The sequence below is a fragment of the Amycolatopsis sp. NPDC049159 genome (genome assembly GCF_040648295.1).
GTDB lineage: Bacteria > Actinomycetota > Actinomycetes > Mycobacteriales > Pseudonocardiaceae > Amycolatopsis > Amycolatopsis pretoriensis_A.
The window spans coordinates 332,694-349,867 of record NZ_JBEZDL010000003.1 but is presented as its reverse complement, the minus strand read 5'-3'; the positions used below and the strand labels follow the sequence as shown (position 1 = coordinate 349,867).

General features: G+C 69.5%; 12 protein-coding genes. 2 read left to right on the top strand and 10 right to left on the bottom strand.

Features of this window, described 5'->3' with window-relative positions:
• Nucleotides 1-20: 20 nt before the first annotated feature.
• Nucleotides 21-500: a GNAT family N-acetyltransferase gene (locus tag AB0B33_RS07850; protein ID WP_360768197.1), complete on the top strand. Its 480-nt coding sequence runs from the start codon at nucleotides 21-23 to the stop codon at nucleotides 498-500.
• Here AB0B33_RS07850 and AB0B33_RS07845 read toward each other — a convergent pair.
• From AB0B33_RS07845 to AB0B33_RS07820, 6 genes are all read right to left on the bottom strand, one after another.
• Complete coding sequence (locus AB0B33_RS07845; RefSeq protein WP_360768194.1) at nucleotides 493-951, bottom strand: hypothetical protein; 459 nt, start codon at nucleotides 949-951, stop codon at nucleotides 493-495. The two genes, AB0B33_RS07850 and AB0B33_RS07845, sit on opposite strands and share 8 nt — an antisense overlap.
• 55 nt (nucleotides 952-1,006) lie before the next feature.
• Nucleotides 1,007-1,237, bottom strand: a complete 231-nt coding sequence (locus tag AB0B33_RS07840) for a hypothetical protein (RefSeq protein ID WP_360768192.1) — start codon at nucleotides 1,235-1,237, stop codon at nucleotides 1,007-1,009.
• A gap of 14 nt (nucleotides 1,238-1,251) precedes the next feature.
• A complete protein-coding gene (locus AB0B33_RS07835) occupies nucleotides 1,252-1,458 on the bottom strand; it encodes a hypothetical protein (RefSeq protein WP_360768190.1) in 207 nt (68 codons plus the stop codon).
• A 25-nt stretch (nucleotides 1,459-1,483) separates the two neighbouring features.
• The gene (locus tag AB0B33_RS07830; RefSeq protein WP_360768187.1) at nucleotides 1,484-3,169 is read right to left on the bottom strand and encodes a hypothetical protein; all 1,686 of its coding nucleotides are present in this window, start codon (nucleotides 3,167-3,169) and stop codon (nucleotides 1,484-1,486) included.
• Between the two features lie 71 nt (nucleotides 3,170-3,240).
• Nucleotides 3,241-5,097 carry a hypothetical protein gene (locus tag AB0B33_RS07825; RefSeq protein WP_360768184.1) on the bottom strand — a complete coding sequence of 619 codons (1,857 nt, stop codon included), beginning with the start codon at nucleotides 5,095-5,097 and terminating at the stop codon, nucleotides 3,241-3,243.
• A gap of 309 nt (nucleotides 5,098-5,406) precedes the next feature.
• The gene (locus AB0B33_RS07820) at nucleotides 5,407-6,048 is read right to left on the bottom strand and encodes a zinc ribbon domain-containing protein (protein WP_360768181.1); all 642 of its coding nucleotides are present in this window, start codon (nucleotides 6,046-6,048) and stop codon (nucleotides 5,407-5,409) included.
• Between the two features lie 138 nt (nucleotides 6,049-6,186).
• Here AB0B33_RS07820 and AB0B33_RS07815 point away from each other — a divergent pair, with 138 nt between their 5' ends.
• A complete protein-coding gene (locus AB0B33_RS07815) occupies nucleotides 6,187-6,960 on the top strand; it encodes a M15 family metallopeptidase (RefSeq protein ID WP_360768178.1) in 774 nt (257 codons plus the stop codon).
• 304 nt (nucleotides 6,961-7,264) lie between these two features.
• On the opposite strand, the gene AB0B33_RS07810 is transcribed toward AB0B33_RS07815, so the two are convergent.
• The 4 genes from AB0B33_RS07810 to AB0B33_RS07795 all read right to left on the bottom strand — a co-directional run bounded on the left by AB0B33_RS07810 (nucleotide 7,265) and on the right by AB0B33_RS07795 (nucleotide 17,169).
• A complete protein-coding gene (locus AB0B33_RS07810) occupies nucleotides 7,265-11,176 on the bottom strand; it encodes a DNA-directed RNA polymerase subunit beta' (RefSeq protein ID WP_360768176.1) in 3,912 nt (1,303 codons plus the stop codon).
• A gap of 93 nt (nucleotides 11,177-11,269) precedes the next feature.
• Nucleotides 11,270-14,773: a DNA-directed RNA polymerase subunit beta gene (locus AB0B33_RS07805; protein ID WP_247015127.1), complete on the bottom strand. Its 3,504-nt coding sequence runs from the start codon at nucleotides 14,771-14,773 to the stop codon at nucleotides 11,270-11,272.
• A gap of 745 nt (nucleotides 14,774-15,518) precedes the next feature.
• A complete protein-coding gene (locus AB0B33_RS07800) occupies nucleotides 15,519-16,505 on the bottom strand; it encodes a hypothetical protein (protein WP_360768625.1) in 987 nt (328 codons plus the stop codon).
• A gap of 85 nt (nucleotides 16,506-16,590) precedes the next feature.
• Complete coding sequence (locus AB0B33_RS07795; RefSeq protein ID WP_360768173.1) at nucleotides 16,591-17,169, bottom strand: hypothetical protein; 579 nt, start codon at nucleotides 17,167-17,169, stop codon at nucleotides 16,591-16,593.
• Between the last annotated feature and the right edge of the window lie 5 nt (nucleotides 17,170-17,174).

The window sequence follows — 17,174 nt, the reverse complement described above, 5'->3', positions numbered from 1 at the left end:
AGCGTCCCCAGGATGGGTACGTGAACTGGACGATCATCCGGACCGACGTGGCCCACCCGGACGCCGTCGCGATCATGCGCGAGTACATGGACGAAGTCGCTTCGCGCTACTACGGCCGCCCGATCACCGAAGCCGAGCTCACGCACTACGTCGCCGAGGAGCCCGGCACCGATCTGGTGCCGCCCGCCGGGGCGTTCTTCGTCGGCAGGCGCGACGGCGAAGTCGCGGGGTGCGCCGGGACGCGCGTCGTCGAGCCCGGGATCTCCGAGCTGACGAAGGTCTTCATCAAGCCCGCCCACCGCGGCACCGGCGGCGGCCCCGCGCTGGTGGCAGCCGCCGAGGAGGCCGCGCGCGGGTTCGGCTCGGCGCTCATGCGCCTGGACACCCGCCACGACCTCGTCGAAGCCCGCGCGCTCTACGCGAAGATCGGCTACGACGAGGTCGAGCCCTTCAACGACGGGCAGTTCGCCGAGCACTGGTTCGCGAAGGCGCTCAGCTGACGCAGGCAGCGACCTCGCCGGGCGCCGACTTCTGCGTCTTGACCACCCGGCCGCCGACCGAGACGCGGCATTCGACCACGCCGCTCCCCTGCCCGAGCAGCTGGATCGACCCAGGCGCCGCCCAGGAGAACTCTTTGCGCCACGGCAGGGGAACCGCGAGCTCCTGGTGGACCAGGCCGAGGCCGTTCGAGTCGTAGACGACCGTCGCCGTGCCGGTGCCGGTCAGCTCGTAGGTCACTTGGTGGCCCGACAGCGCCGGCGGGGTCGAGGTGTACGTCGCCGTCGCCATGATCGTGCGCGGCGGGACCGACGACAGCGACGGCTCCCCCACCACGGCGACCGCTGGAGCCGGTGGGGACGAGCCGTCGTCGCCGAGGACGAAGATGCCCGCGGTCACCGCCGCGATGGCGATCACCGCGATGCCGAGCCTGCCGATCAGCTGCCGGTTCATGGGGACTCCCCAGGGAAAGAGGGCGACCCCTCCGGCAAGAGGGGCCGCAGTCGGGTCAGAAGGAGGGCAGGAGCTTGCCCGGCACACCGTTGATCGACTGGATGAGGCCGAGCACCGGGACGCCGAGCGGGGCGAACGTCCAGATGTTGTTCAGGCCGCTGGTGTCCGGCTCGTCGACCACGACGACACCGGGGGCGTCGGCCGCGAGCGCCGGACCGGCCGCGGTGAACAGGGCGGCACCGGCGAGGACGGCGGCACCGGCCGCGCGAGCGAGGGTCTTCTTCACGGGTTCTCTGCCTTTCAGGAAACAGCGGTGATCAGGTCGAAGACGGGCGCGAGCAGGTCGACCGGCTGGCCGAGCGGCCCGAGCACGCTGCCCAGGTCGACGCCGGGCACGAGCCAGACGGAACCGTCGGTCGGGTCGGCACTGGCGACCCCCGCGGCCAGGCCCGTGAACGCCGTCGCCGCGACGAGCGGCAGCAGCACGCGGGCAGCAAGACGCTTCATATTTTTCCTTTCCTACCAAGGGATTTCAGCGGAGAACCGACGTGATCGGCACGATGGTTCCGTCGGGGACCCACTGGCCCGCGTAGTCGCGGTCCATCACCATTCCGGTGGCGTGGGGTTCGGTGGGGTACATCGGCATGGCGTTGACCTGGGCGGCGGCGAAGATCTGGACGTCGCCCGCGGCGGCACCGCCGGCGCCGAGCCAGTTCCGGAAGCCGCCGAGGGTCGGGCTTTCGCCGCCGAAGCGGTTGCCGACCGCCACGGCGTACCCGACCGCGGTCGCCTCCCGCGGGTCGAACCGCAGCGGCAGCGACGCGCTCGCGACGGCGTTGACGATCGGCCCGTTCAGCAGCCACGGCGCCAGGTACAGCCCGTACTGGTGGGTGGGTTCGAGGCGTTGCAGCTCGGCGGCCCGCGTCATCGCCGTGTAGCCGGCGGCCCAGCCGGAGACGACGACCAGCGCGGTGTCGGGCCCGGCATCCGGCCGCACGGCGAGTCCGGTGCGCGCCGCGGTTTCGCGCACCAGCTTCGCGGCCGCGATCCCCCGCGGGGAGTCGTCCTCGACCAGGGTGAGCGCGGACGGCTTGCGCCCGGCGAGGAACTCGACCAGCTTGACCAGCGCTCCCCCGTCCGCCGGCGTCAGCGCGTCGGCCGGGCAGGCACCCAGCACGTCGGCGCGGCCGGCGACCAGGCCGCCGAGCGCGGCCGACGCGCACTCCGGCGCGTCCGCGTCGGTGATCGCCGGGCCGGGCGCGGTCCCGGTGTCGACCTCGACGACCGTCGTCGTGCCGCCGTGGCGGATCTCCAGGTCGCTGCGGCCGGGCGGCAAGTCGACGTCGGCCCACGTGCCCTCGGCGCCGGGCCGCGCGACGGCCTTCGTGACCAGCCCACCAGCCCCCACGGACAGGTCGTTTCCCGCGCTCGGCGGGAAGTGGACGACGTTGCGCCCCGGCCGCTGCGGGCTGACCAGCACCGGGAACCCGGCGTCGTCGGCGAGCAGCGGCACGCCCGGCACGGGCAGCGGCGGGGGTGCCGGGATCGCGCCGAGCGCGCTCCAGGCGAGGAACCCGAGCGCGACCGCCGCCGCGCCGAAGCGGTAAGCGCGGCCTTTGAAGACCCCGGCGAGCACGCTCACCACGACCGGCAGCACCACGACGGCGACCACCGCGAGCCCGAAGAGCGTGCTGTAGAGCCGCCGGTCGAAGCCGAGGCCGGACAGCCCGAACCGGACCGCGCCGGCCAGGACGAGCAGGCCGCCGAGGGTGAGCGCGAGGGGCCCGGGCCGGACGGCCGCCGTCGTCACCGGCCCGAGCAGCGCGAAGCCGAACCACACGGCCGCCGCGGCGACGAACACCGTGTCGATCGCGAACTCGACGCCGGTGCCGCCGAGCGAGGTCTCCAGCACGACGAGCACCAGCAGCGCGGCCGACGTCCAGCGAGTGGCCCGCGGGAAGACCGGCACCGCCACCGCGAGCACGACGTGGATCGCCAGCGCGACCACGTTGACGTCGACGGCGAAGGCCGACACCACGGCGAGCAGCGCCGAGACCCCGCCGAGGACGTAGAGCGTGTGCCGCGGCCGCTGCCCCGGCGCCCGCAGCAGGCCGCCGCCGGCGAGGAACGCCGTGGCCAGCAACAGGGCCAGCCGCAGCACCAGCGCCAGTACGTCCACAGTGGACGAACCTGACGGCGCAGTGTGGTCGTGTTCCATCAAGACTCCTCGGTGCGAGTTGTCGCGAGTGGCTAGGGCGGCCAGAACCGCCCTAACCACTCACGACCGCGTTACCTGATGTCGGCGTCCGCGACCACGAACAGCTCGGAGTGCGGCTTGGCGTTGCCGAAGTCCCCGTGCGGCCACGACTTGCGGTTGAAGTTGATGCCGACCTGCCCGGTGAACTCGTCCCGGAAGTTCGGGTCGACCGCGACCTTCCCGTCCGGCCCGAGGTTCAGCAGGTTGACCTTGTGGTCACCGTCCAAACCGGACCGTGCGACGAAGTAGTTCGACACCGCGAGGTGCTGCGGCGACGTGGTTTCGCGGTAGAAGCCGTCGCTGCCGAGCGCCCAGTTGTCGTAGGCGCCCCAGTGCGGGCCCGCCCCCGGCGTACCGGGGTTGATCGGGGCCGCGCCGACGACGGTCGGCAGGTCGCCGCCCCCGCCCTGCTGCGCCTTCGCCTTGGTGTCGACCCGGCCCTGGATGTCCTCGATCCGGTCACCGGCGTCGACCAGCTTCTGGATGTCGAGGACGTAGACGCCGCCGGTGGTGCCGGGGTCGTCGGCCGAGAGGGTGCCCTTCTGCCGCCCGACGATCGCGCGGTAGAGGTACTTGTCGTCCGGGCTCGTCTGGATCCAGCCGCCGTTGGAGCTGGCGCCGTTGGAGTCGTTGGTGGCGTAGATGGACTTGTTCGCGGCGCCGTCGTCGAACACCTCGATCCAGTGCGGCTCGGCCGCGGTGATGTCCGGCGTGTAGAACACCGCGCCGCCCTGCATGGTCTGGGCGAACGCGCCCTTGTGACCCGGCAGGTTGGTCACGGTGGTCTCCATGACCGCGCGGCTCTCGGCGTGCAGCGGGTCGGCCGGATCGGCGCGCGGCCCGTCGGCCAGGTACGACACCGACTTCAGCTTCGGGTGGTTGCGGTCGGAGATGTCCCACGTCCGCACGGTCGGCCGCCGCAGGTACGGCGACGGCTGCTTCACCGGGTCGAGGATGATGTTGCGCGGCTCGGCGTAGTCGGACGTGACGAGCGTGTTCAGGTCCTCGCGGGCCTGGATGCCGTGCGGGTTGGCGCAGGTCGGCTTGCCCAGCTGCGGCAGGTTGTCGCAGAGCTTCTGGTTGTCGCCCTGCGGGGTCGCGGCCGGCGACTCGGAAAGCACTTCGGCGTTCTTCCCGAAGTGGACGACTTCGCCGGGGCTGCCCGCGAAGCCGTTGCCGACCTGCGTGGAGCCGTCGGCGTAGGAGTGCGGGCCGGGCACGACCGGGCCGCCCATGTACGTGCCGTACGCGGTGCCGTCCTTGAGCACCCAGTAGGCGTCCGGAACGCTGCCGCCGAGGGTGTTCGTCGGCAGGCTGACGCCCTTGAGCTTCAGCTGCGGCAACGCGCTGACGTCGAAGGCGTACGTCGCGGCGGCGAACAGCGCGCCGGCGTAGACGGTGTCGCCCCGGTGCCACACGTACTGCATGTGGTGCGGCTCGTTCTCGACGAGCGGCCCGACGGTGGCGGTGTTGACGACCTTGCCGTAGGTCGGCGAACCCTGCGTCGCGTCGATCACGGCGAGGAAGTCCGGGCCGGGCAAGGCGTTCTTGAGCTTGGTGAGCCCGCCGCCGAGCGTGCCCGGCAGGTTCTTGACGTCCTTGACGAGCGTGTCGGCGATGTTCTCGTCACCGGCCCAGACGAGCAGCCACTTCTTGGGCGTGCCACCCGCCGAGCGCGCTTGGGCGGCGAGGTCCTTGGTGACCAGGTGGTTCTGCACCCAGTACTGCTTGCCGTCGGCCGCCGTCTTGGCGTCGGTGACGGTCTGGACATCGGCGTAGGCGCCGGTGGCCGAGCCGGTGTAGGTGACCGCGCCGGCCGCGAGAGCGAGCGCGGCGGCGCCGGTCACCACCTTTCGCCATCGCCCAGGACGCAACGGAGTTGATCGCATGGTTCTCCCAGTTCTTTCTCACGGACGAAAACCGTTGGGACACAACGGAAAGCTGACGTCAGCAGACCTGGACGGGATGTTCGCGCCAAGCGGGCGAAGCGTCCAGCCGTGATCAAAGAATGAGAACCGACCCAATCGGGTGAATCTCCCACGAAGTGGGCCGAGTTGACAGGCGTCGCTACATCGAACGGGTGAGCAGGAAGTCTAGGCCAACCGGGTGCGTCACAGTTGGTCACAATGGCGCAGCCCCGGCGCCTGAACGCCGGGGCTGTGAGTTATGGATTCGTTATGAAAAGCCGGGAACTCCGGTCAGAGTTTGGCGCCGCAGTCCGAGCAGAACAGCGCTCCCGGCTTGTTGGTCTCGCTGCCGCAGCCGCCGCAGCCGACCTTCAGGGCCAGGGAAGTGCCGCAGGAGGAACAGAACTTGCCGCCGTCGGCCTTCAGGCCGCAGCCGGGGCACGAAACCTTGGCGCGGGTGTCGAGGTCGAGGCCGGACGTCCAGTCCTTCTCGCGGGCCTTGTCCCAGATCTGGTCGCGCTGGGCCGACGCCTGGGCGCGCGAGATCTCCTCCGCGACGCTCGGCGAGCAGCGCAGGCACTGGCCGATCTCCTCGTTCCAGCACTGGTCCTGGCACATCCAGTCGCCGCAGCCGCGGCACTGGCGGAAGCTCGGGGTGATCTCCTTGACCGCCGCGGCCAGCGCGCGGTCCTTCGCCGGGGAGTTGGTCGCGCGGTCGTAGCGCCACTGGTCGGCCGAGTTGCTCAAGTCCCGCAGCGTGCCGCCGAAGAACGAGCCGACCGTGCGAAGCACGCTTCGCCCGGTTTCCATGTTGTCGCGCTGGAAGGCGGAACGGAAACCGTTGCCGCAGCGTTCACAGCGGAACTCGAACTGGTACCCCTGCGTGTTCGAGAGGTCCGAGAAGTTGTCCGTGAAGGGCACAGAGTCAGCCACGGCCCATCTTCGCCAGCCGGCCGCGCCGCCGGGGACGAGAGATTTGCCGACAACGGCGCGGCTACCAGCCGTTACGGATCCCGAAGTGCTGCCCGAAAGGCGGCTGAATGTCCGGCATCGAGGTGCTAAAGGAGAGGGATGCCGATCTTCCGGGCGCTCGCCGCCGTCACCCTCGCCGCCGCCACGGCCCTCGCCGTCCCCACCGCGGCGCAGGCCACGTCACCCGGCTTCGTCGCGCTCTCCGACGTCGCCCCTTCGATCCTGCAGGACATCCGCTACGCGACACCGCACAACTTCGTCGGCCGGCGCGTCGACGGCTACCTCGCCCCCAGCTGCCTCCTGACCCGCCAAGCCGCCGACGGGCTGCGGAAGGCCCAGCAGCGGCTGCGGAAGCGGGGCTACACGCTGAAGGTCTACGACTGCTACCGCCCGCAGCGCGCGGTCGACCACTTCGTGCGGTGGGCGAAGGACCTCGCGGACGAGAAGATGAAGGCCGAGTTCTACCGGGACGTCGCGAAGGACCGGCTGTTCGCCGAGGGGTACATCGCGGAGAAGTCCGGGCACAGCCGCGGCAGCACGATGGACCTGACGCTCGTCCGGCTCCCGCCGCGGTTCCAGCGGCCGTACGTCCCGGGCGAGCGGCTCGAGCCGTGCTTCGCCCCGCGGGACCAGCGCTTCCCGGACAACACGGTCGACATGGGCACCGGTTACGACTGCTTCGACCCGTTGGCGCACACGGACAACCCGGCGATCACCGGGGTCGCACGGGAGAACCGCGACCTGCTCCGGAGCACGATGGCCGCGGCGGGATTCCGGAACCTGCCCGAGGAGTGGTGGCACTTCACGCTGAACGACGAGCCGTTCCCGGACACGTACTTCGACTTCCCGGTGACCCGCCACGCCCCGTGCTGACCGCGGAGGCCCCGATCCGCCGGAGGCCTCCGATTCCGTCGGGCCGCGTTCCGCCGCCGGCCGGCGCCGGGCACCAGAGCGCCGCCGAGCACCAAGGCGATCAGTGCCGGCGCGCCGAGCCCGAGTGCCTCGGCGCCCGTGCAGGCGGCAGGAGTACAGCCGAAGTGCCCCTTCACGTCGGTGGTCAGCTCACCGGTGACCGGGCAGTCCCGGCCGGAAACGAGGACGACCTCGACCCCGGTGACCCGGGAACGGGAAAGGCCCCCGCCGGAAACCCGGCGAGGGCCTTTCCCGTGACTCAGCTTCAGCGGAAGTCGCGGCCGAAGTCGTAGTCGTCCAGCGGGACCGCGGCACCGGTGCCCGTACCGAACACGTCCGGGGTGTAGTAGCCGTCGTCGTAGGACGGGATCGCGTACGCCGCGACCCGGGCCTCTTCCGTCGGCTGCACCTGGATGTTGCGGTACTTGTTGATGCCCGTACCGGCCGGGATCAGCTTACCGATGATCACGTTCTCCTTGAGGCCCACGAGCCGGTCCGAGCGGCCGTTGATGGCCGCGTCGGTCAGGACGCGCGTGGTCTCCTGGAACGACGCCGCCGACAGCCACGAGTCCGTGGTGAGCGACGCCTTCGTGATGCCCATCAGCACCGGACGGCCCGAAGCCGGCTCGCCGCCCTCGGCGACCGCGGCCCGGTTCGTCGCCTCGAACTTGGTCCGCTCGGGCAGCTCGCCCGGGAGGAAGTCCGTGGCACCGGAGTCGATGATCGTCACACGGCGCAGCATCTGCCGCACGATGACCTCGATGTGCTTGTCGTGGATCGACACACCCTGCGCCCGGTACACCTTCTGGACCTCGTCCGTCAGGTGCATCTGCGCCTCGCGCGGCCCCATGACCCGCAGGACCTCGTGCGGGTCCGGCGTGCCCTCGAGCAGCTGCTGGCCGACGTTGACGTGGTCGCCGTCGCCCAGCGGGCCGTTCGGGGTGTTCGCGAGCCGCTGACGCTTGGACAGCTTGTCGAAGACGATCTCTTCGCCGCCGTCGTCCGGGATCAGCGTGATCTTCCAGAACCGCTCGCTCTCTTCGATGCGCACGCGGCCATCGACGTCGGCGATCGGCGCCTTGCCCTTCGGGACACGAGCTTCGAAGAGCTCCTGCACACGGGGCAGACCGGTCGTGATGTCGTCACCGGCGACACCACCCTGGTGGAACGTACGCATCGTCAGCTGCGTACCCGGCTCACCGATCGACTGGGCCGCGACGATACCCACGGCCTCGCCGACGTCGACGAGCAGACCGGTCGCCATCGAGCGGCCGTAGCAGGTCGCGCAGATGCCGACGACCGACTCGCAGGTCAGCACCGAGCGGACCTTGACCTTCGAGATGCCGCTGGAGAGCAGCTTGTCGATGGCCGGGTCGCCGATGTCGTCGCCGGCGTTCAGCACGACGTTGCCCTTGGCGTCCACCGCGTCCGTCGCGAGGTTCCGCGCGTACACGGAGGTCTCGACGTGCTGGTCGCGCAGGACCTTGCCGTCGCCGATGTCCTCGCCGATCGGCATCATGATGCCGCGGGTGGTGCCGCAGTCGGTCTCGCGGACGATGACGTCCTGCGAGACGTCCACCAGACGCCGGGTCAGGTAACCCGAGTCGGCGGTCCGCAGCGCCGTGTCCGCCAGGCCCTTCCGGGCACCGTGCGTCGCGATGAAGTACTCCGCCACCGACAGGCCTTCACGGAAGTTGGCCTTGATCGGACGCGGGATGTACTCACCCTTCGGGTTCGACACCAGGCCACGCATGCCGGCCAGCGATCGGACCTGCGTCATGTTGCCCGCCGCGCCCGACTTCACGATCACCGCGATCGGGTTGTCGTCCGGCAGCGCCGTCTCCATGATCTTGTGGACCTCTTCGGTGGCCTGCGTCCACACCTTGACGAGCTCGTTGTTGCGCTCGGTGTGCGACAGCTGACCACGCTGGTAGCGCTTCTCCACCTGGGAGGCCTTGCCCTCGTACTCGTCGAGGATGGCGGCCTTGCCCACCGGGGTGAGCACGTCCGAGATGGCGATGGTGACGCCCGACCGGGTCGCCCAGTAGAAACCGGCGTCCTTCAGCCGGTCCAGGGTCTGCGCGACCTGGGTCATCGAGTACCGCTCGGCGAGGTCGTTCACGATCGCGGCCTGACGCTTCTTCGGCATCGGCTCGTTGATGAACGGGTAGTCCGCCGGCAGCAGCTCGTTGAACAGCACGCGACCCAGGGTCGTCTCGGCCAGCCACGCCTTGCCCGGCTCCCAGCCCTTCTCCGCGAGCGCCGCTTCGTCGGCCTTCGCCGGCTGACGGTCGGTGATGCGGATCTTGACCGGGGCGTGCAGGCCCAGTGCCTTGCGGTCGAAGGCCATGATGGCCTCGGCCGTCGACGAGTACGCGTTGCCCGCGCCCTCGGCCTGCTCGTTGAGGCGGGTCAGGTGGAACAGGCCCGTCACCATGTCCAGTCGCGGCATGGCGAGCGGACGGCCCGACGCCGGCGAGAGGATGTTGTTCGCCGACAGCATCAGGATCCGGGCCTCGGCCTGCGCCTCGGCCGACAGCGGCAGGTGCACCGCCATCTGGTCACCGTCGAAGTCCGCGTTGAACGCTTCGCAGACCAGCGGGTGCAGCTGGATGGCCTTGCCCTCGACCAGCTGCGGCTCGAAGGCCTGGATGCCGAGGCGGTGCAGCGTCGGCGCGCGGTTCAGCATCACCGGGTGGCCGGTGATGACCTCTTCCAGCACGTCCCACACCTGCGGCCGCGAGCGCTCCACCATCCGCTTGGCGGACTTGATGTTCTGCGCGTGGTTCAGGTCGACCAGCCGCTTCATGACGAACGGCTTGAACAGCTCGAGCGCCATGTCCTTCGGCAGACCGCACTGGTGCAGCTTCAGCTGCGGGCCGACGATGATGACCGAACGGCCCGAGTAGTCGACGCGCTTGCCGAGCAGGTTCTGGCGGAACCGGCCCTGCTTGCCCTTGAGGAGGTCGGACAGCGACTTCAGCGGCCGGTTGCCCGGGCCGGTGACCGGACGCCCGCGGCGGCCGTTGTCGAACAGCGCGTCGACGGCCTCCTGCAGCATCCGCTTCTCGTTGTTGACGATGATCTCGGGCGCGCCGAGGTCGATCAGCCGCTTGAGGCGGTTGTTGCGGTTGATCACGCGGCGGTACAGGTCGTTCAGGTCGGAGGTCGCGAAGCGGCCACCGTCCAGCTGCACCATCGGACGCAGGTCCGGCGGGATCACCGGGACGGCGTCGAGCACCATGCCGCGCGGGTCGTTGCCGGTCGCCTGGAACGCGGCGACGACCTTGAGCCGCTTCAGCGCGCGGAGCTTCTTCTGCCCCTTGCCGTTGCGGATGGTGTCGCGCAGGTTGTCGGCTTCCGCGGCGACGTCGAACTCGGTGGCCAGCTTCTGGATGGCCTCCGCGCCCATGCCGCCGGTGAAGTACTCGCCGTAGCGGTCGACGAGCTCGCGGTAGAGCAGCTCGTCGGCGATCAGCTGGCGGGTGTCGAGCTTCGTGAAGGTCGTCCAGACCTCCTCGAGGCGGTCCAGCTCGCGACCGGCGCGGTCACGCAGCTGGCGCATCTCGCGCTCGCCGCCTTCCTTGACCTTGCGGCGGACGTCGGACTTGGCGCCCTCCGCCTCCAGCTCGGCCAGGTCGGCTTCCAGCTTCTGCGCGCGGGCTTCGATGTCCGCGTCGCGCTTGGTCTCGAGGTTCTTGCGCTCGACGCCGATCTCGTTCTCGAGGGTCGGCAGGTCGTTGTGGCGCAGCTCCGTGTTCACGCCCGTGATGACGTAAGCAGCGAAGTAGATGATCTTCTCGAGGTCCTTCGGCGCCAGGTCCAGCAGGTAGCCCAGGCGGGAGGGAACACCCTTGAAGTACCAGATGTGGGTGACCGGGGCGGCCAGCTCGATGTGGCCCATCCGCTCGCGGCGCACCTTGGCGCGGGTCACCTCGACGCCGCAGCGCTCACAGATGATGCCCTTGAAGCGGACGCGCTTGTACTTGCCGCAGTAGCACTCCCAGTCCCGGGTCGGACCGAAGATCTTCTCGCAGAAGAGGCCGTCCTTTTCGGGCTTGAGCGTCCGGTAGTTGATGGTCTCCGGCTTCTTGACCTCGCCGAAGGACCACTGACGGATGTCGTCAGCAGTGGCGAGACCAATGCGGAGCTCATCGAAGAAGTTGACGTCCAGCACGTCTAGATCCCCTTGGGGTTGTTTCGGCTAGAGAGGGGGTGGCGGGCGAGCGAGGGGGCCTGCGGGAGGCCGGCCCCCTCGCTCAGCTCGCGATCAGTGCACGACGTCGTCCACCGAGGGCGACTCGTTGCGGGACAGGTTGATGCCCAGGTTGGCCGCGGCGCGCTCGAGGTCCTCGTCGTCGGAGTCGCGCATCTCGATGGCCGCACCGTCGCTGGAGAGCACCTCGACGTTCAGGCACAGCGACTGGAGCTCCTTGAGGAGCACCTTGAACGACTCCGGGATGCCCGGCTCGGGGATGTTCTCCCCCTTGACGATGGCCTCGTACACCTTGACGCGGCCGACCACGTCGTCCGACTTGATCGTCAGCAGCTCCTGCAGCGTGTAGGCAGCGCCGTACGCCTGCATCGCCCAGCACTCCATCTCACCGAAGCGCTGGCCACCGAACTGCGCCTTACCACCCAGCGGCTGCTGCGTGATCATCGAGTACGGGCCGGTGGAGCGGGCGTGGATCTTGTCGTCGACCAGGTGGTGCAGCTTCAGGATGTACATGTAGCCGACCGCGACCGGGTACGGGTACGGCTCGCCGGAGCGGCCGTCCAGCAGGGTCGCCTTGCCGTTCTCCTTGACCATGCGCTCGCCGTCGCGGTTCGGCTTGGTCGCCCCGAGCAGCCCGGTGAGCTCCTCTTCCTTCGCGCCGTCGAACACCGGGGTCGCGGTGTTCGTGCCGGGCGCGACGTCGTAGAGCTCCTCGTTGAGGTTCTTCGCCCAGTCCGGGTCGCCCTCGATCGTCCAGCCCTGCGAGGCCAGCCAGCCCAGGTGCAGCTCGAGGATCTGGCCGATGTTCATCCGTCGCGGCACACCGTGCGTGTTCAGGATGATGTCGACCGGGGTGCCGTCCTCCATGAACGGCATGTCCTCGACCGGCAGGATCTTGCCGATGACGCCCTTGTTGCCGTGGCGGCCGGCGAGCTTGTCGCCCGGCTGGATCTTGCGCTTCTGGGCCACGTAGACGCGGACCAGCTCGTTGACGCCCGGGGGCAGCTCGTCGTCGTCCTCGCGCGAGAACACGCGGATGCCGATGACCTTGCCGGTCTCGCCGTGCGGCACCTTCAGCGAGGTGTCGCGGACTTCGCGGGCCTTCTCGCCGAAGATCGCGCGGAGCAGGCGCTCTTCCGGCGTCAGCTCGGTCTCGCCCTTCGGCGTGACCTTGCCGACCAGGATGTCGCCGTCGCGGACCTCGGCACCGATGCGGATGATGCCGCGCTCGTCGAGGTCGGCCAGGACCTCCTCGGAGACGTTCGGGATGTCCCGGGTGATCTCCTCGGCGCCCAGCTTGGTGTCGCGGGCGTCGATCTCGTGCTCCTCGATGTGGATCGACGTCAAGACGTCGTCCTGCACCAGGCGCTCCGAGAGGATGATCGCGTCCTCGTAGTTGTGGCCCTCCCACGGCATGACCGCGACGAGCAGGTTCTTGCCGAGCGCCATCTCACCGTTTTCGGTGGACGGGCCGTCGGCGATGACCTGACCCTGCTCGACCCGGTCGCCCTCGTTGACGATCGGGCGGTGGTTGAAGCAGGTGCCGTGGTTGGAGCGGCGGAACTTGTACAGTCCGTAGCTCTTCCGCGTGCCGTCGTCGTGCATGATCGTGATCAGGTCCGCCGAGAGCTCCTCGACGATGCCGGACTGCTCGGCGACGAGCACGTCACCGGCGTCGACCGCGGCGCGCAGCTCCACACCCGTGCCCACGTACGGGGCCTGGTTGCGCAGCAGCGGCACGGCCTGGCGCTGCATGTTCGCACCCATCAGGGCGCGGTTCGCGTCGTCGTGCTCGAGGAACGGGATCATCGCCGTCGCGACCGAGACCATCTGCCGCGGCGAGACGTCCATGTAGTCGATGTCGAGCGGGTCGATCAGCTCGACCTCGCCGCCCTTGCGGCGGGCCATGACCCGGTCTTCGACGAAGGTGCCGTCGTCCGAGATCGGCGCGTTGGCCTGGGCCTTGACGTACCGGTCCTCTTCGTCCGCGGTCAGGTAGTCGACCTGGTCGGTGACCCGGCCCTCGACGACCTTGCGGTACGGCGTCTCGATGAAGCCGAACGGGTTGACCCGCGCGTACGAGCAGAGCGAGCCGATCAGGCCGATGTTCGGGCCTTCCGGCGTCTCGATCGGGCACATGCGGCCGTAGTGCGACGGGTGGACGTCCCGGACCTCCATGCCGGCGCGCTCACGGGACAGACCACCCGGGCCGAGGGCCGACAGACGACGCTTGTGCGTCAGGCCCGACAGCGGGTTGTTCTGGTCCATGAACTGCGACAGCTGCGAGGTGCCGAAGAACTCCTTGATCGCCGCGCCGATGGGGCGGATGTTGATCAGGGTCTGCGGCGTGATCGCCTCGACGTCCTGCGTGGTCATGCGCTCACGCACGACGCGCTCGGTGCGGGAGAGACCGACCCGGATCTGGTTCTGGATCAGCTCGCCGACCGTGCGCAGGCGCCGGTTGCCGAAGTGGTCGATGTCGTCGGTCTCGACCGGGATCTCGGTGCCGTTCTGCGCGTCCATCTTGTCCTCGCCGGCGTGCAGCCGGACCAGGTACTCGATGGTCGTGACGATGTCCTCTTCGGTCAGCGTCCCGGTGTCGTAGGCCGTCGACAGGCCGAGCTTCTTGTTGACCTTGTACCGGCCGACCTTGGCCAGGTCGTAGCGCTTCGCCTTGAAGAACAGGTTCTCCAGCAGGGTCTGCGCGCTCTCCTTGGTGGGGGGTTCGCCCGGGCGCAGCTTGCGGTAGATGTCGAGCAGGGCCTCGTCGGTGCCGGCCGTGTGGTCCTTCTCGAGGGTGGCCAGCAGCGTCTCCGAGAAGGAGAAGCGCTCGCGGATCGCCTCGGTGGTCCACCCCAGCGCCTTCAGCAGCACGGTGACCGGCTGGCGGCGCTTGCGGTCGATGCGGACACCGACGGTGTCGCGCTTGTCGACGTCGAACTCGAGCCACGCGCCGCGGCTCGGGATCACGCGGACGCTGAAGACGTCCTTGTCGGTCGTCTTGTCGACGTCCTTCGAGTAGTAGACGCCCGGCGAGCGGACCAGCTGGGACACGACGACACGCTCGGTGCCGTTGATGATGAACGTGCCCTTGTCGGTCATGACCGGGAAGTCGCCGAGGAAGACCGTCTGGCTCTTGATCTCGCCCGTGTTGTTGTTGACGAACTCGGCCGTGACGAACAGCGGCGCGGCGTACGTCATGTCCTTGTCCTTGCACTCCTCGATCGAGGCCTTGACCTCGTCGAAGCGCGGGGCGGAGAAGGACAGGGACATCGAACCGGAGAAGTCCTCGATCGGGGAGATCTCGTTCAGGACCTCTTCGAGGCCGCCGACCGGGTTTTCTTCACCTTCTTCGACACGGCGTTCGAACCACGCTTCGTCCCCGGTGAACCACTGGAACGACTGGATCTGGACGTCGAGCAGGTTGGGCGTGTTGAGCGGTTCGCGAATCTTTGCGAAGGAAACCCGCTTGGGCGCGCCGGGGATTCCCGTGGACTCCGAGCGAGATTCAGCCGAGGTGGTCGCAGCAGTGGCCTGGTTCGCGGGAGAGACTGCCAAGATGCGTCCTTCCGGGGACAATGAGCGGTGACGGCCGCCATAGCAACAGCTATGAGCGACTGTCAAGGGTGCCGTGTGCCCACTATCCTAACTACCGGCTCCGGGCAGCCTGAAAGAGGGCAGCGCAAAGAGGCAGTCTAGCCCGAACGGCGCGGTCTGTCCAGGGGGCGCTCCCGATGGGGCCCAGCCTGCCTCGCGACGTCTTCAGGTATGCCTCCAGGCGAGCCGGTTGTCCCTCCCGCAAGGGCCGCCGGTTTCGCCGTCGGGAGTAAGCGTGAACCCAGCGGCGCCGAGAGTCAAGATGCCACACGGGGGTCGGCCCGGTTGGCGCAGCGTTGAAGAGGGTCAGCGGAGCGTAAGCGACCGAATATCATGCAGGTTACCGGCTGGTAGCGCCAGTAAAGCGGCTCGACCTGCAGGTATTCAACGGATTTCGTCGTCGCTCGTGTGCCGCACGCCACCCGGCACGGGCGGAGAAGTTCTCCGAAGAGCGCGCGAAAGGGTGTCGCGGAGGGCCGGATCGGGCGGCCCGGCGCGTGTCCCAGCGGTCACTCGCGCCCCAGGCGTCACGGCGGCCGGAGAGGCCCGCGAGGGGTCTCCGAAGGGCCTCTCGCGGGCGTTCGGGGCGCCGCTCGGCCCGGCACCCCACCGAGCCGGTGAACGACGTACAAGAGCGGCTGGCCCCGAGACGCGACGAAGGGTCCCTCCCCCTCGGCTCGCGAGCGGACGGGACCCTCCGGCGGAGCTACTTCGTCGGCGAAGGCGACGCCGGCGGGGCGGAGGACGCCGGGGCCTGGGTGGCCGCCGGGACCTTCGGCGCGTTGTACGTGTCCATGTCCGTGATCTTCCACTTGTCGCCCTGCAGCTGGGCGTTCAAATGGAGCTGGGCGGTGCCCGCGGTGGTCTTCTTCGTGTCCGTGCGGGTCGAGGTCTGGTCGACGAAGACCATCACCTTCGCCAGGTCGCCGTTCAGCATGATGACGGCGGAGCGCGTGACCTTGCAGGTCACGACCATCTTCTGCGCCGGCGCGAGCCGCTTGACCTCGCCCATCAGGGAGTTGTACTTGGCGCGGACGTCGTCGTTGGCCAGCAGGTCGTTCGCCGCGTCCTCGGTCTTCTTGATGTTGTTGAAGTCGTAGGAGAACAGCGCCTCGGCCGCCTTCGAGACGGCGTCCTTGACCTGCGCCGTCTTCGCGACGTCCAGCAGCGCGGTGTTGCTGGTCGCCGAGGAGACCTCGACCTCTTCGGACTTGAACCAGAACGCCAGGCCGCCCAGCACCAGCGCGACGAGCACCAGCGCGCCCGCCACGACGTACGGCTTCTGCACCCGTGCGCCCTTGGCCGGCTCCGCCACCGACGCCGCGTCGGCGACCTCGACCTCGGACTCCTCCGTCGGCTTCGCGATCCCCGTGTCGCGCTTCTTCCGGCGCGGCGCGGGGCGGGCGGGCGGAGCTTCCTCGTCCGCCGCCTCGGCCGGCTCGCCGGTGAGGGCGTCGACCTCCGGCTCCTCCTCGGTGCCGACCGCCGCGAACACCGCCGTGTCCTCGGCCGACGGCGCCGTGTCGAGCTGCCCGCTCGCGGCTTCGAACGACTCGGGCCGGGCCGCGGGCCGCGGTGCCGGGCGCGGGGCCGGCCGGGGGCGCGGCTTGCGCGGCTCGGCGGGCACAGCGGGGAGCTGGCCGGTCCGCTCGGCGGCGGACTCGTCCGCCGGCGGCTTGCGCAGTCCGGCCACGCGCGGCCGGCGCGACGGCGGGGTGCTGCTGCTGCGAGGCGGCTGGCGGCGGGAGGGGGGCACTACGGGCTCCTTACGGGTGACGCTACTGGCCGGCCGCGACGAGCGGGACGCTGTCGATGCCGGACAGCTTCCACTCCTCGCCCACGCGGGTCATCGACACTTCGAGGCGCAACGGCTTCGCGCTGCTCTTGTCGCCCTGGGTGACGGTCGTGGCGATGGCGGCGAGGAAGCTGGCCTTGCCTTCGTGGTCGTCCAGCTCCTCGACGGCGATGTCCTGGACGTCCGTGGTGACCTTCGTCTTGGCGTCGGCGAGCGCCTTGCGGAACGTCGGCGCCGACTGGTCGATCTGCTGCGCCATCTTGTCGTCCGACACCGACTTCTGCCGGGCGAAGAAGCCGTCGAGGTCCTGGTAGTCGACCTCGGTGTAGGCCTTCAGCGCGTTTCCGCCCGCCTTGACGACGGCCTCGCGCGAAGCCGCCAGCCCGGCGTTGTCGTCGGCCGCGGCCGCCCACCACTGGATCCCGAAGAACGCGGCGGCGATCAGCGCGGCCAGTGCCAGCGCGCCGGCGCCGAGCACCAGGATCCGCGACGAGGACGGCTCCCGGGCCGGCGTCGGGGTGGCGTCCGCCGCTTCGACGGCGGACTGCTCGTCCGTACTCATGGCAC

Bases quoted from the DNA above. Each gene is read 5' to 3' on its own strand.
- AB0B33_RS07845 (WP_360768194.1), bottom strand. From the start codon at position 951: ATGAACCGGCAGCTGATCGGCAGGCTCGGCATCGCGGTGATCGCCATC.
- AB0B33_RS07835 (WP_360768190.1), bottom strand. From the start codon at position 1,458: ATGAAGCGTCTTGCTGCCCGCGTGCTGCTGCCGCTCGTCGCGGCGACG.
- AB0B33_RS07830 (WP_360768187.1), bottom strand. From the start codon at position 3,169: ATGGAACACGACCACACTGCGCCGTCAGGTTCGTCCACTGTGGACGTA.
- AB0B33_RS07825 (WP_360768184.1), bottom strand. From the start codon at position 5,097: ATGCGATCAACTCCGTTGCGTCCTGGGCGATGGCGAAAGGTGGTGACC.
- AB0B33_RS07815 (WP_360768178.1), top strand. From the start codon at position 6,187: ATGCCGATCTTCCGGGCGCTCGCCGCCGTCACCCTCGCCGCCGCCACG.
- AB0B33_RS07795 (WP_360768173.1), bottom strand. From the start codon at position 17,169: ATGAGTACGGACGAGCAGTCCGCCGTCGAAGCGGCGGACGCCACCCCG.